12 protein-coding genes are annotated in these 13,643 nt (G+C 66.0%); 3 read left to right on the top strand and 9 right to left on the bottom strand.

Annotation, left to right across the window (positions count from 1 at the left end):
* Positions 1-8: 8 nt before the first annotated feature.
* Entirely contained in the window at positions 9-1,184 is a 1,176-nt protein-coding gene (locus IB236_RS06595; RefSeq protein WP_192419546.1) for a hypothetical protein, read from the bottom strand.
* Positions 1,185-1,391: 207 nt separating this feature from the next.
* On the opposite strand from IB236_RS06595, the gene IB236_RS06590 reads away from it, so the two are divergent.
* Positions 1,392-2,036: a hypothetical protein gene (locus tag IB236_RS06590; protein WP_192419545.1), complete on the top strand. Its 645-nt coding sequence runs from the start codon at positions 1,392-1,394 to the stop codon at positions 2,034-2,036.
* A gap of 66 nt (positions 2,037-2,102) precedes the next feature.
* Here the strand turns inward: IB236_RS06590 and IB236_RS06585 are convergent, their stop codons facing one another.
* The 5 genes from IB236_RS06585 to IB236_RS06565 all read right to left on the bottom strand — a co-directional run bounded on the left by IB236_RS06585 (position 2,103) and on the right by IB236_RS06565 (position 7,510).
* Positions 2,103-2,402, bottom strand: coding sequence for a hypothetical protein (locus tag IB236_RS06585; protein WP_192419543.1), 300 nt, complete (start codon positions 2,400-2,402; stop codon positions 2,103-2,105).
* 43 nt (positions 2,403-2,445) lie between these two features.
* Positions 2,446-3,822: an SH3 domain-containing protein gene (locus IB236_RS06580; RefSeq protein ID WP_225580991.1), complete on the bottom strand. Its 1,377-nt coding sequence runs from the start codon at positions 3,820-3,822 to the stop codon at positions 2,446-2,448.
* A gap of 21 nt (positions 3,823-3,843) precedes the next feature.
* Positions 3,844-5,283: a tRNA 5-hydroxyuridine modification protein YegQ gene (gene yegQ / locus IB236_RS06575; protein ID WP_192419541.1), complete on the bottom strand. Its 1,440-nt coding sequence runs from the start codon at positions 5,281-5,283 to the stop codon at positions 3,844-3,846.
* 34 nt (positions 5,284-5,317) lie between these two features.
* On the bottom strand, positions 5,318-6,268 hold the full coding sequence (gene ttcA, locus IB236_RS06570; RefSeq protein ID WP_192419539.1) for a tRNA 2-thiocytidine(32) synthetase TtcA: 951 nt from the start codon (positions 6,266-6,268) through the stop codon (positions 5,318-5,320).
* 177 nt (positions 6,269-6,445) lie between these two features.
* On the bottom strand, positions 6,446-7,510 hold the full coding sequence (locus IB236_RS06565) for a homocysteine S-methyltransferase family protein (RefSeq protein WP_056057104.1): 1,065 nt from the start codon (positions 7,508-7,510) through the stop codon (positions 6,446-6,448).
* Between the two features lie 185 nt (positions 7,511-7,695).
* On the opposite strand from IB236_RS06565, the gene recQ reads away from it, so the two are divergent.
* A complete protein-coding gene (gene recQ, locus IB236_RS06560) occupies positions 7,696-9,555 on the top strand; it encodes a DNA helicase RecQ (RefSeq protein WP_192419793.1) in 1,860 nt (619 codons plus the stop codon).
* Positions 9,556-9,899: 344 nt separating this feature from the next.
* Positions 9,900-10,283, top strand: a complete 384-nt coding sequence (locus tag IB236_RS06555; RefSeq protein WP_225580990.1) for a DoxX family protein — start codon at positions 9,900-9,902, stop codon at positions 10,281-10,283.
* Positions 10,284-10,315: 32 nt separating this feature from the next.
* On the opposite strand, the gene IB236_RS06550 is transcribed toward IB236_RS06555, so the two are convergent.
* The 3 genes from IB236_RS06550 to IB236_RS06540 all read right to left on the bottom strand — a co-directional run bounded on the left by IB236_RS06550 (position 10,316) and on the right by IB236_RS06540 (position 13,365).
* Positions 10,316-10,981: an anaerobic ribonucleoside-triphosphate reductase activating protein gene (locus tag IB236_RS06550; protein WP_192419535.1), complete on the bottom strand. Its 666-nt coding sequence runs from the start codon at positions 10,979-10,981 to the stop codon at positions 10,316-10,318.
* A complete protein-coding gene (nrdD, locus tag IB236_RS06545) occupies positions 10,959-11,159 on the bottom strand; it encodes an anaerobic ribonucleoside-triphosphate reductase (RefSeq protein WP_146870292.1) in 201 nt (66 codons plus the stop codon). The genes IB236_RS06550 and nrdD overlap by 23 nt, the downstream gene beginning before the upstream one ends.
* A gap of 187 nt (positions 11,160-11,346) precedes the next feature.
* A complete protein-coding gene (locus tag IB236_RS06540) occupies positions 11,347-13,365 on the bottom strand; it encodes a ribonucleoside triphosphate reductase (protein ID WP_192419527.1) in 2,019 nt (672 codons plus the stop codon).
* Between the last annotated feature and the right edge of the window lie 278 nt (positions 13,366-13,643).

Raw genomic sequence — 13,643 nt, 5'->3', positions numbered from 1 at the left:
GAGCGCCCTCAGGCAGACGGCGCTGGCCCGACGGGTTCGGGCGGCAACACGCCGCGCAGCGCCAGACAGAAGGGCTGCGCACACTCAGCGCGCGCTGCATACGGGCAGCCCACGGTCTCGCACAGGCCTGACGCGCCATTACGCGCCTTCTCCTCTTCTCGCGGCACCTGGCCGCTGGCTTGCAGCACGGCCATCTGGGTCCAGGGGTCCAGGCGCCCAGTGGCCTGCTGCAGCATGTCGCGGCCATACACGGTGGCAGCCAGTTGCGGCTGCAGGTCCAGCACCAGCAGCGCGCTGGTGCGCGGCGCGGCAGCATCCATGCCCTGCAACACCAGGGCCATCACCCCCGATTGCAACGCCTGGCCGCCGCCCGCAAAAGGCACTTGCAGCGCGCCGCTCGCTGCGGTGGCGCCTGCGCCCAGGCTTGCGCTGCCTTGCGCCGCCGCCGCGCCCGCAGCGGCAGGTGACGCCTGGGCCGCCAGCCACGGCACCGGGGCACGCAAGGTGAGCGCCAGCCCGCGCGGCCCCTCGGGGGTCGCCACCACGCCCTGGCGCACCAGCCAGGTTTGCAGCGGCGGCTGGTCGGCATCCAGCGCGCCGCTCTCCAGCGCCTGCGCCATGCCGATGGGCCAGGGCTGCGCGGCCACCACGCGCTGCGGCACCCCGGCCTGGGCGGTGACCTGTGCGACCAGGGCACTCACCATCCGCAGCAACGGTGCGCTGAGGCCCGACGCGGGCCAGGCCGTGCCACTTGTGGCGGAGGCAGCGGAGGTTGCCGCATTGGCCTGCGCCGCCATGGTTGCGCCACGGGGCAGCGCCGATGCCCCCGTTGGCGAGGCCCGCGCAGCCCCCTCACCCCTTGCGCCCTGCAATCGGCCATCGGCCCCGCCCGCCCGGCGCGGGTCGAAGCCCGCCGCCAACTGCTCGCGCGCCTGGGGCGAGATGCTGGCCTGGTCCGCCGGTGCAGGCAACGGTCCGCCGGGCGGGCTGGGTGAGGTGACCGAGGGCGGCGGGGCGCTGGGGTCTGCAATGGGCAACGGCGAGGGTGCGGCGGGTACCGGGGGTGTGGCGGCTTTGGGCTTGTCCAGCCCCAGCAACGCCGTCTGCCGCTGCAGCGCCGCCTCGGCCAGGAACTGGGCCACGGGCGGCAGTGCCGTGCGGGACGGATCGATCGGGAGGGTCATGCCGGGTTGCCTGGGGAATGGATGTCCGATTCTGTAGCGATTCGTCCAGCGTGAACAGGCCATGGTGCGGGCAGGCCTGCCGCGCGCATCAGCTATCAACTACATAGCAAAAGGTGAAATAAAGTCGAGCGCTACCGGCACTTTTTGCCCACAATCCGGTTCCACCGCCCGCCGCGTTGCCTCTCAGCGCGCAGCCACCTCTCCGCCATGCACCCGCACACCACCGCCCGCTCGCGCCTTGTTGATCGCCACCCCACGCCCCATACCGGTGTAGCGCTCGCACTGCTGATGGCCGTGCTGGGCTTCCTGCTGTTCAGTGGATGGATGTATGCGCCGCAGTGGGAGCGCGCCTTCCGCTCGGACGGCTCGCCGGTGTCGTGGCTGTCGAGCGCGCTGCTGCTGGCGCTCAGCATCACGGCCCTGCGGATGGTGGGGGACCGCGCCCTGCCCCAGCGGCTGGGTGCCTGGCTGGCGCTTGCGTTTTTTGTGCTGGCGCTGGACGAACAGTTCATGCTGCACGAGCTGTGGAAGTTTCGCTGCCATGAATGGACGGACGCCTGCCGCTGGGCCCCCGTGCGCGAAGCCCCCATGCTCGCCGTGGCGGTGGTGGGCCTGCTCACCATGGCCTGGCTGCACCGCGCCTTGTGGCACCCCGGCACGCGCGCCCTGCTGTGGGCGGGCCTGGCGGTGGGCTGGCTGGCGATTGGTGTGGACCAATGGCCCGAAGTGCAAGCGCGCTGGCCCCGCCTGCCCGATCTGCCATCGCTGCTGGCCACGCTGGAAGAAGGGCTGGAAGTGCTGGCCGAGGCGCTGGTGTTGGGGGCGTTGTTGCGTCAGCCAGGGCAGCGATAAGAGGGAGACGCCATAAAGACCCGCTGGCAGACGGCTGTGGGCCCAAAGCAGACATTAGCCCGAAGGTCAAAGGTCCCTGTGAAGCTGAACTTCTGCACCAATGCGCTGCAACGAAAAACACATTGCATCTGCATAACGATCGTCGGAAAGTAGTACCTGTAGTGGCTGGCGGGCGGCGATTTTTTTAACTACCGTCTTCGCCTCCATTCGTGACATTGGGGTGCTCATCATGAGAAGGCGCATGAACATCTTCTCTGTATATCGGCCTTCGAGGCCCGGAAGCCATGCGGACGAGTCATTCCAGCCTGTCACCATCAAAGTGCACGGGGTGGAATTTTTGAGGCGATTTTCTTCGAGACTCTTCAATTCAATGTCAGCTCCTGGCCGAAAGCTGTCCAGCAGCCTCCCCTCACGTGCACTCCTGATCCACCCAATACCCCGCCGGAAACCACTGGCCGTTGATATTGAGGTACCAGCGCCATTCAAAGATGGGCTCAAAGCTCATGCCGCCCGGCGAGGGGGTGTCGATGCGCAGAATGTCCGCCACGCCGTCGCGGTCGAGGTCAATCTCGTGCACCGTCACCGCCGTTTTCTTGCGCTCGGGCTGGGGCCGGTAGGGCGGATCGGCGGGCATCATCCAGCTGGTGGCATAGCGCCTGGAGCGCACCTTCACCGCATCGGGCGGCAGCCTGCCGGGCACCACCAGGCGCACCAGCACGTCGGCCGACTCTGACACTTTGGCATAGCCGCGCACGGCAGTGGTCTCGTCGTTGCGCGGGTCGTCAAAGCCCTTGCCCGGGTAGTGGCCGCCGCAATAGTGGTCTGCATTGCTGATGTCCCAATACCGCCGCCCCATGGTGCGGGCGCCCACCAGGCCCTGGTGCGTGATCGCGTACAGCGTGAGCGCCGGTGCAAAGGCCAGATCGGCACCGCCCACGTCCCAGAAGCCGGTCACGAACTCGATCTCGGGCCCGCTGTGGCGGTTGAAGTTGCCATAGGGCACAGCGGTGGGCTCCACGGCAATACGGCTGCCCGCCACGGCCGCGATGCCGTCGGCCTCGGTCTCGTGCAGCAGGGCCACGCTGGTGTGGCTGCGGAAGTACGACGGAGCAATGGCAGGCAGCGTGGGGGCGGATGCCAGGGGCGCCACGGCCGGGCTATGGTCCGCGGCGCGGGTGGCCAGCTTCAAGTTGTCCAGCGGGTTGACGGGGCGGCCCCGATCGATCTCCTGCTCGGGCCGCAGCAACACGCCGCCGCGCATGAGCTTTTTGGCAGCCTCCCATTCGGGGCGCAGGGGGTACTGCACGGGCATCCGGGGCGTGTGGCTTTGAGCCAACGCGGGCAACTGCAATGCAGCGGGGCGCGGCAGGGCGTTGCCATAGGCTCGCATGCGGTTGGCGGACGGCGCCACCCAGAAGGCGCGGGCGGCGTCCTTGCCCGCCTGGGCCAGGGTGAGGGGCTGGTCGGCCAGCAGGTTGCAGGCCACATGGGCTTGCAGGGGCTCAGGCAACGGCGGGCCCAGGCGCGCATCGCCCGTGTAGAGCACGGCGCACCAGCCGTCGCGCTCGGTGATCTGCTGCAGCACGGTGTTGGCGGGTACCTGGGCCACGATGCGCGCCTGCGACTGGGCAGCATCGCGCAGGTTGACCCAGGAGCCCTGCACATAACGCTGCTTGGCGGGCGCCACAGCCGGCGTCTGGGCATTGACCGGGCCTATGAGAACTGCGCCCAGCAAAGCAGCCATGGTCCAGTGGCGAGGCCGTGTGGCGTGCACCAAGGTCTTCATGCTCCAGCCCCTGCGAGAGAGTTACACCGCCAATGCAGGCTCTGCCGCTGCAGCAGGCGGTTGCGATTCAATCACCCGCGCCAGCAGCGCGCCGCTGTAGCGCGCGGGCAGCGGGAACCACACGCGCACCGGGCTGCCCTGGGCGACCTGCACGGGCTGGCCTTCCACATTGCGCATCTCTTGCAGGCGCACCGTAGTGTTGCCGCTGGGGTGCACCACTTCAATCAGGTCACCCACGGCAAAGTGGTTCTTGGTTTCGACCTGAACCCAATCTCCCTGCAAGCCCACATCGGCCAGTCCTTCGGCACCCAGCACCTCGCCCACATACTGGCTGCGCTGCGTGGCCGAGTGGCCGTTGAGGTAGTTCTGGTAGTCGTTGCTGGGGCGGCGCTCCAGCAGGCCGCCGGTGTAGCCTCGGTTGGACAGGCCTTCCAGCTCGATCAGCAGCTCGGGGTTGAAGGGGCGGCCCGCCACGGCATCGTCAATCGCGCGGCGGTAGACCTGGGCGGTGCGGGCCACGTAGTACAGGCTCTTGGTGCGGCCTTCGATCTTGAGCGAATCGACGCCAATCTGCGCCAGGCGCGCCACATGCTCCACCGCACGCAGGTCCTTGCTGTTCATGATGTACGTGCCGTGCTCGTCTTCCATGATGGGCATCATTTGCCCAGGGCGGCCCGCTTCTTCGATCAGGTAGACCTTGTCGGCCTTGGGGTGGCGCTCGCCGTTGCCGGTGGTGGAGGCAAACGATTGTTCCGCCTTCTGCTGCGCGGCCTCGAAGTTGAAGTCACCTTCCATTTTTTGCGCAATGGCTTCGCCCGTGGTGGGGTCGATGTCGGCGTCGTGCGTGGCGTAGTTCCAGCGGCAGGCGTTGGTGCAGGTGCCCTGGTTGGGGTCGCGGTGGTTGAAGTAGCCGCTGAGCAGGCAGCGGCCCGAGTACGCGATGCACAGCGCGCCGTGCACGAACACTTCCAGCTCCATGTCGGGGCATTCCTGGCGGATTTTCTCGATCTCGTCCAGGCTCAGTTCGCGCGAGAGGATGACGCGCTCCACGCCCATCTTCTGCCAGAACTTCACCGCCGCCCAGTTGGTGGTGTTGGCCTGCACCGAGAGGTGCACCACCTGCTCGGGCCACTTTTCCTTGACCATCATGATCAGGCCCGCGTCGGCCATGATGAGGGCGTCGGGTTGGCAGTCGATCACGGGCTCGATGTCGCGCAGGTAGGTGCGGATCTTGTCGTTGTGCGCGATCAGGTTGCTGGTCACGAAGAACTTCTTGCCGCGCGCATGGGCCTCGGTGATGCCTTGGCGGATCTGCTCGAGCTTGAACTCGTTGTTACGCGCGCGCAAGGAATAGCGCGGCTGGCCTGCGTACACGGCGTCGGCGCCAAAGTCATAGGCGGCGCGCATCTTGTCGAGCGAGCCGGCGGGCAGGAGCAGTTCGGGGGCTTTGAGCGTGGTCATGGGGTGGCCCAATCTAAAAATCGTCGGTATCAGGTCAGCGCGGCATCAGTGGCAGGCCCGCGAGCATGCCCACGGCCTGCGCTGGAAACGCTTCGGCATCAAACGCCTTGTCACCATCGGCATCCTGCACGCCGTTGGGCACCAGGCCCTTGAAGTCGAACTGTCGCGGGTCCATGAAGTGCGAGGGCACGAGGTTGCGCAGCGCCACGGCCATGTTCTCGATGCGGCCGGGGTAGAGCTGCTGCCAGTCGCGCAGCATCTGGCCGATCTGCTTGCGCTGCAGGTTCTCCTGGCTGCCGCACAGGGTGCAGGGGATGATGGGGAACTGGCGGTGTTCGGCCCAGCGCGTGAGGTCGTCTTCGGCCACATAGGCCAGGGGGCGAATGATGAGGTGGTCGCCCCGGTCGCTCTGCACCTTGGGCGGCATGCCCTTGAGCTTGCCGCCGAAGAACATGTTGAGGAAGAACGTCTGCAGCATGTCGTCGCGGTGGTGGCCCAACGCGATCTTGGTGCACCCCAGCTCGTCGGCCACGCGGTACAGGATGCCCCGGCGCAGTCGGCTGCACAGGCTGCACATGGTCTTGCCTTCGGGGATGTGCTCCTTGACGACGCTGTAGGTGTCCTGCGTTTCGATGTGAAAGGGCACGCCGACCTGCGTCAGATACTCCGGCAGCACGTGGGCCGGAAAGCCGGGCTGCTTCTGGTCGAGGTTGACGGCGATCAGCTCGAACTTGTGGCCGTTGCGCTGCTGCAGCATGCGCAGCACGTCGAGCATGGCGTAGCTGTCCTTGCCGCCCGAGACGCAGACCATGACCTTGTCGCCGTCTTCGATCAGACCAAAGTCGGTGATGGCCTGGGCCACCTGGCGCACCAGGCGCTTTTCGAGCTTGAGCGCGGCGTGGGCGGCAGCCTTGGCAGCCGCTGCGGCAGCGTCGTCGTCGCCCTCCACAAAGGAAGAGGCGGGCGGGGTGGCGGTATCAAGCATGGAATGGACGGACCAGACGGCGAAACGGGAAGGCGCAATGAAGGGGGGATTGCAAGGTTGCCGCACCCAGCGGCGCCTTGCAATGGGCTGCCGCACTGCGCTGGTACGGCATTGACTACTATTTTTATAGCTACCAGCGCATATGGAACAGACGCTAGCAGCCAATTCGACTCAAATTCAGGCTTCTGCGGGGTAGAACATCTTGCGAGTGGGCACATCGGCCACCGCCTTGGCAATGGCGCCAATGTGGTCTGGCGTGGTGCCGCAGCAGCCGCCCAGGATGTTGACCAGCCCCTCGGCCGCAAACTCGTGCACCAGGCGGCTGGTGATCTCAGGCGTTTCGTCAAAGCCGGTGTCGCTCATGGGGTTGGGCAGGCCGGCGTTGGGGTAGCAGCTGATGAAGGTGTCCTCGGCCACCCGGTTCAGCTCCTGGATGTAGGGGCGCATCAGCGTGGCGCCCAGGGCACAGTTCAGACCAATGGCCAGCGGGCGCGAGTGGCGCACGCTGTGCCAGAAGGCGGTGACGGTCTGGCCGGAGAGGATGCGGCCCGAGGCGTCGGTCACGGTACCGCTGATGATGAGCGGCAGGCGCTCGCCGCTCTTTTCAAAGAACTCGTCAATCGCGAACAGCGCCGCCTTGGCGTTCAGGGTGTCGAAGATGGTCTCGACCAGCAGCACGTCGGCGCCGCCTTCGACCAGCGCCTCGGTCTGCTCGTAGTAGGCAGCGCGCAGGGTTTCAAAGTCGATGTTGCGCGCACCGGGGTCGTTCACATCGGGGCTGATGCTGGCCGTCTTGGGCGTGGGGCCCAGGGCGCCGGCCACGAAGCGGGGCTTGTCGGGCGTGCTGTATTTGTCGCAAGCGGCGCGCGCCAGCTGGGCCGAGCGCAGGTTCATCTCGCGCGCCAGCTCGGCCATGTGGTAGTCCTCCTGCGCCACGGTGGTTGCGCCGAAGGTGTTGGTCTCGATGAGGTCGGCGCCAGCGGCCAGATACCGCTCGTGGATATCGCGAATCACGTCGGGCCGGGTGATGCTGAGCAGCTCGTTGTTGCCCTTCACGTCGTAGGCAAAGTCCTTGAACCGGTCCCCCGCGCCATCTGGCCCGGTGTAGCCCTCGCCCCGGTACTGCGCCTCGCCCAGCTTGAAGCGCTGGATCATGGTGCCCATGGCGCCGTCGAGGATGACGATGCGTTGGGCGAGGATGTCGGGCAGTTGCGCAGCGCGCGTGTAGTGGAGGGCTTGCATAGGCCCCTATTGTAGAAAGTGCGGCCCCTGCGCCCTTGCAGCGCACAATATGCGCCTGCCGCGCTCAGGGCCAAGCCCTGGCGCGCCAGAAAATACTGGCCTTATCGGCACCAAGCGCTTGATTTATATGCGCTTGCAGCTATCCATTTCAGAGTATCCGCTTGTCCTCTCGCCCGTCTCCCGCGCTGTCCCCTGCCCATGCCGTTTTGCAGGACGTTTTTGGCTACGAGCAGTTTCGCGGCCCGCAGCAGGCCATTGTTGAGCACGTGATCGCCGGTGGCGATGCGCTGGTGCTCATGCCCACCGGCGGCGGCAAGAGCCTGTGCTACCAGGTGCCCGCCATCGTGCGCCAGCAGCAGGGGCGCGGGGTGAGCATCGTGGTCTCTCCGCTGATCGCGCTGATGCACGACCAGGTGGGGGCACTGCACGAGGCGGGGGTGGATGCGGCCTTTTTGAACTCCACGCTGAGTTTTGATGAGGCACAGGATGTGGAGCTGCGCCTGCAGACTGGCGACATCACCCTGCTGTACGCCGCGCCCGAGCGGCTGAATACGCCGCGTTTTCTGGGCCTGCTCGATAGCCTGTACGAAGGCGGCCACCTCTCGCTGTTTGCCATCGACGAGGCGCACTGCGTGAGCCAGTGGGGCCACGACTTCCGCCCCGAATACCGCGCGCTCACGGTGCTGCACGAGCGCTATGCGGGCGTGCCACGCATTGCGCTCACGGCCACGGCGGATGCGCTCACCCGGGCGGACATCATCGAGCGCCTGCAGCTCGAAGACGCACGCCTGTTCATCAGCAGCTTTGACCGGCCCAACATCCGCTACACCATCGTCGAAAAGAAGGACGCCACCACCCAGCTGCTGCGCTTCATCGAGCGCGAGCACGCGGGCGAGGCAGGCGTGGTGTATTGCCAGTCGCGCAAGCGCGTGGAGGAGCTGGCTTCCACCCTGAGCGACGCGGGCATCACCGCCCTGCCCTACCACGCGGGGCTGGACACCAAGGTGCGCCAGAAGAACCAGGACCGCTTTCTGCGCGAAGAGGGCATCGTGATGGTGGCCACCATCGCGTTCGGCATGGGCATCGACAAGCCCGATGTGCGTTTTGTGGCGCATGTGGACATGCCCAAGAACATCGAGGGCTACTACCAGGAGACCGGCCGCGCGGGCCGCGACGGCCTGAACGCCGACGCCTGGATGGCCTATGGCCTGAACGACGTGGTCAACCAGCGCCGCATGATCGACGAAAGCCCGGCGGGCGAAGAATTCAAGCAGGCGCTGCGCGGCAAGCTCGATGCGCTGCTGGCGCTGGCCGAGGCCACCGACTGCCGCCGCGTGCGGCTGCTGGCCTACTTCGGCGAAAAGTCCACGCCCTGCGGCAACTGCGACAACTGCCTGCATCCACCCGCCGTGTGGGACGCGACCGACGCGGCGCGCAAGCTGCTGTCCACCATCTACCGGGTGCAGCAGGCCAGCGGCATCAGCTTTGGCACGGGGCACATCATGGACATCCTGCGCGGCAAGAAGACCGAGAAGGTCGCGCAGTTCGGGCACGAGAAAATCTCCACCTTCGGCATTGGCGCGGACCTGACCGAGCCCCAGCTGCGCGGCGTGCTGCGCCAGCTGATCGCCACGGGCGCTTTGGGCCTGCAGAAGGTGATGCTGGACAGCGGCCACAGCTTTGACACCCTGTGCCTCACCGAAGGCTCGCGCGCCGTGCTCAAGGGCGAGGTGCCGGTGCAGCTGCGCGAATCGGTGTCGTCCGCCCCCGCCAAGCGCACGCGCAAGGGCAGCGCGCCCCCGGCCGCCGCCGCCAACCTGGGCCCCGATGCGCAGGTGCGCTTCATCAACCTCAAGGCCTGGCGCGCCGAAGTGGCACGCGAGCACAACCTGCCCGCGTATGTGATCTTTCACGACGCCACCCTGGCGGCGATTGCCGAGCGCAACCCAGGGTCGCTGGATGACTTGCAAGGCATCAGCGGCATGGGAGCGAAGAAGCTGGAGGCGTATGGGGCGGAGGTGTTGAGGGTGTGCACAAGCACCTAGCCCGGCTGGGTGGGGTAGCCGGGGGAGAGGAGTTTTTATGCCTTGCCGTGGAGGCCCCAAAACACCAGCGCAACACGCGCCCGCCGTGCTTGATATGCATCAATCATTAGGCGCAATATCAGCACCAATGGCGCACCAGTGTGTTCTGTATTGCCTGATTTATTAACAAATTCTCGACCAATACACTGACCTCACCTTCTGTACGAACGGGGTTGCCAGGCAAAGGCCCAAAAGGTTTCGCCGCCTCGCACGTGGAAGGTGCACCGTTGTCGAGGTAGGTCATCATGTCATCGCTCCCACTCACTGCTTCCTCGTTCGCCTCCCGTGAGGCGAACGATCCCCTGATGCGCGTCCTGCGCATGCTTGTGGGCTTTTTCTACCTGCCCCATGTGCTGTCCAAGATCGTCGGCTTTGCAGGCACCGTGGTGTTCTTCGGCAAGGCCGGCTTCCAGCCGCCAGAGGTGTTTGTGGTGTTGTCCGGTTGCATGGAACTCGCGGTGGGGGTGGCGCTGCTTGTGGGCGTGTTCACCAAGTACGCGGCGCTCCTGTCCGCCGGCCTGATGGTGGTGGCTGCGGGCGCGATCATGATCGTCAACGGTGTGGGCTGGTACTGGAACAAGTCCGGGGTGGAATACCTGGTGTTCTGGGCCGTGGCCTCCCTGGTGGTTTTTGCCGATGCATGGCGCAAGGAACCGGGCCTGCTCGGCTGGGTGCCCGGCCGCAGCTGAAACCAGCGCTGAACCCACGCGACCAGGGCGGCCTACGACACGACGTGGCTGCCCTGTTCGCTTTTCTGCGGGCGCGCCGCCGTAGGATCACCCGCAACGTTGCAGGGCTGCACCTTCCACCGCACGGCCCCCGCGTTGGCCAGCGTGTTGCCCAGCACCTGCAGTTCCTCGGTCGGGAACAGCCCGGCATGCCAGGTGGTGCGGCACTCGTGCGCCACGCCACTGGCCACCAGAAGACCCAGCGACTCCCATGCACGGCCCCCGCTGCCCGGCACACCCGTGATGGCGTCGTACCGATGTTGGGGCCCCTTGATGTCCAGCCCCACCCAATCCAGCAACGGCAGCAAACCGGCCAGTCGTTCGGGGTACATGCCCCCGGTGTGCAGACCGGTAGCAAAACCCATGGCGCGAACTTCCGCCAGGGCTGCGGGCAGCGCGGCCTGCAAGGTGGGCTCGCCGCCGGAAAACACCACACCGTCGAGCAGGCCCCGGCGGCTTTCGAGAAACACCCGCACCTGCGGCCACGGCATCGCGGCGGGTGCCGTGGCGTCCAGCAGTTCGGGGTTGTGGCAGTAGCTGCAGCGCCAGGGACAGCCCTGGCAATACACCACCGCCGCGAGCCGGCCCGGGAAGTCGATGGTGGTGAGCGGCGTGAGGCCGCCCACGCGCAGCGCCTCAGCGGATGTTGCTGCAACCACGCGACTGCTCAGAGAAAAAACGGCGCTCGTGGTGCTCGCCCTGCTTGCCGACGTTGAAGCTCGCCACCGGACGGTGGTAGCCCATCACGCGGGTCCAGACCTCGCAGGGCTGGCGCTCGGTGTCGGTGAGCTGGATGTCAGCAACGGCGGTGTGTTCGGTGGCGGAAAAGTGGCTCATGGGTGTGTGCTCCTTGGGGTCAATAAACGGGCGTGCCGCAGCGGGTGCTGCGCCGCCGAAGGCAACGGGGCAAAGGTTGAACGCGGTTCTGCCTGCCCCATTGATTCACTATGAAATCAATAGCTGTCTGTGCTTATAAAATCGGCACCAACGGGCTGTTTGACGTCAATGCGCGGCAACCCTGCGTTCAGGCCGCCCGTGCCGCACGCTTGGCGGCCAGGCGTTCTTCATCGCAGCGCGGGCAAAACGGGTGCTCGCCCGCCAGATAGCCGTGGCTGGGGCAGATGGAGAACGTCGGCGTGACGGTGATGTAGGGCAGGCGAAACCGTGTGAGCGCGCGCCGCACCAGGTCGCGGCAGGCCGCCCCGCTGGACAAGCGCTCGCCCATGTACAGATGCAGCACGGTGCCGCCGGTGTATTTGGCTTGCAGCGCCTCCTGGCGCGTCAGGGCCTCGAACGGGTCGTCCGTGAAGCCCACGGGCAGCTGCGACGAGTTGGTGTAGTACGGCTGCTCGGCCGTGCCCGCCTGCAGGATGCCGGGCCAGCGCTTTTTGTCTTCCTTGGCGAAGCGGTAGGTGGTGCCTTCGGCGGGTGTGGCCTCCAGGTTGTAGAGGTGGCCGGTTTCTTCCTGAAACTGCGTCATGCGCTCGCGCACATGGTCGAGCAGGCGCACCGCGAAGGCGTGGCCCCAGTCGCTGGTGATGTCGTGCTGGTCCGCTGTGAAGTTGCGGATCATCTCGTTGATGCCGTTCACGCCCAGCGTGGAAAAGTGGTTGCGCAGCGTGCCCAGATACCGCTTGGTGTAGGGGAAGAGGCCCTGGTCCATCAGGCGCTGGATCAGCTTGCGCTTGGTCTCCAGGCTTTGTTTGCCCAGTTCCAGCAGGCGGTCTAGCGCGGCGAGCAAGCCCGCTTCATCGCCGGCATGCTGGTAGCCCAGCCGCGCGCAGTTGATGGTGACCACGCCCAGGCTGCCCGTCTGCTCGGCGCTGCCGAACAGGCCGTTGCCGCGTTTTAAGAGCTCGCGCAAATCGAGCTGCAGGCGGCAGCACATGGAGCGCACCATGTTGGGCTCCAGCTCGGAGTTGATGAAGTTCTGGAAGTACGGCAGACCGTACTTGGCCGTCATGTCGAACAGCAGCTGCGCGTTCTCGCTCTCCCAGGGGAAGTCCTTGGTGATGTTGTACGTGGGGATGGGGAAGGTGAACACCCGGCCCTTGGCATCGCCCGTGGTCATCACGTCGATGTAGGCGCGGTTGATGAGATCCATCTCAGTCTGCAGGTCGCCATAGCAAAACGGCGTCTCTTTGCCAGCGATCACGGGCACCTGCTCGCGCAGGTCTTCGGGGCAGGTCCAGTCAAAGGTGAGGTTGGTGAACGGCGTCTGCGTGCCCCAGCGCGAGGGCACGTTGAGGTTGTAGACCAGCTCCTGGATGCACTGGCGCACGGCGGCGTAGTCCATGGCATCGATGCGCACAAACGGCGCCATGTAGGTGTCGAACGACGAGAACGCCTGCGCGCCCGCCCACTCGTTCTGCAGCGTGCCCAGAAAGTTCACGATCTGCCCCACGGCGGAACTCATGTGTTTGGACGGCCCCGCCTCCACCTTGCCCGGCACGCCGTTGAGCCCCTCGTGCAGCAGCGTGCGCAGCGACCAGCCCGCGCAGTAGCCGCTGAGCATGTCGAGGTCGTGGATGTGCAGGTCGCCGCTCCTGTGCGCCTCGCCGATCTCGGGCGTGTAGACGTGCGACAGCCAGTAGTTGGCCGTGACCTTCCCTGCCACGTTCAGGATCAGCCCGCCCAGCGAGTAGCCCTGGTTGGCGTTGGCGTTCACGCGCCAGTCGGCGCGCGTGAGGTATTCGTTGATGGAGCTTTTCACATCGACAAGCGTCTGTTTGTCGGCGCGCAGTGTGGCGTGTTGCTCGCGGTAGACGATGTAGGCCCGTGCCGTGGCCAGGTGGTTGGCGGCGATGAGGGTCTGCTCGGCCACGTCCTGGATCTGTTCGACCGTGGGCGCCTCGCCATGGAAGCGGTGGATCAGCACCTTGGTGACCTGCGCGGTGAGCAACGCCGCTTCTTCGGCGCCATATTCGCCCGAGGCCTGGCCCGCACTGGCCAGCGCAGCGCGGATGCGTTCGGCATCAAAAGGAACGCGCTGGCCGCTGCGCAACACAACATCGCGGGGCAGGGTGACAAGGGTGGGCGCCATGGGTTCGACCAATCTATGGAACGGGTTAAAACACTACCTATGGTGTCCACGATACCCATCAAACACTATAGGTAGTTTGACCCAACACAATCGAGGCGGTAAGCAGGGGTAAAAAAATGCCGGCACAAAGGCCGGCAAAAGGAAGGTGCCGTCAGGCCCTACCGATGGATGGGGGTGCGTGCGGAGGCACGCTGGCGCACCAGGGGTGCGTAAGAAAAGGGTGGGTTGTTTCTCTTGGGGGGTTGTGGGCCGTGGGGGCCACACCGCTGCGGCCGGGC

The organism is Acidovorax sp. ACV02 (assembly GCF_014851475.1).
Classification (GTDB): domain Bacteria; phylum Pseudomonadota; class Gammaproteobacteria; order Burkholderiales; family Burkholderiaceae_C; genus Acidovorax; species Acidovorax delafieldii.
This window is presented reverse-complemented; position numbering and strand designations above follow the sequence as displayed.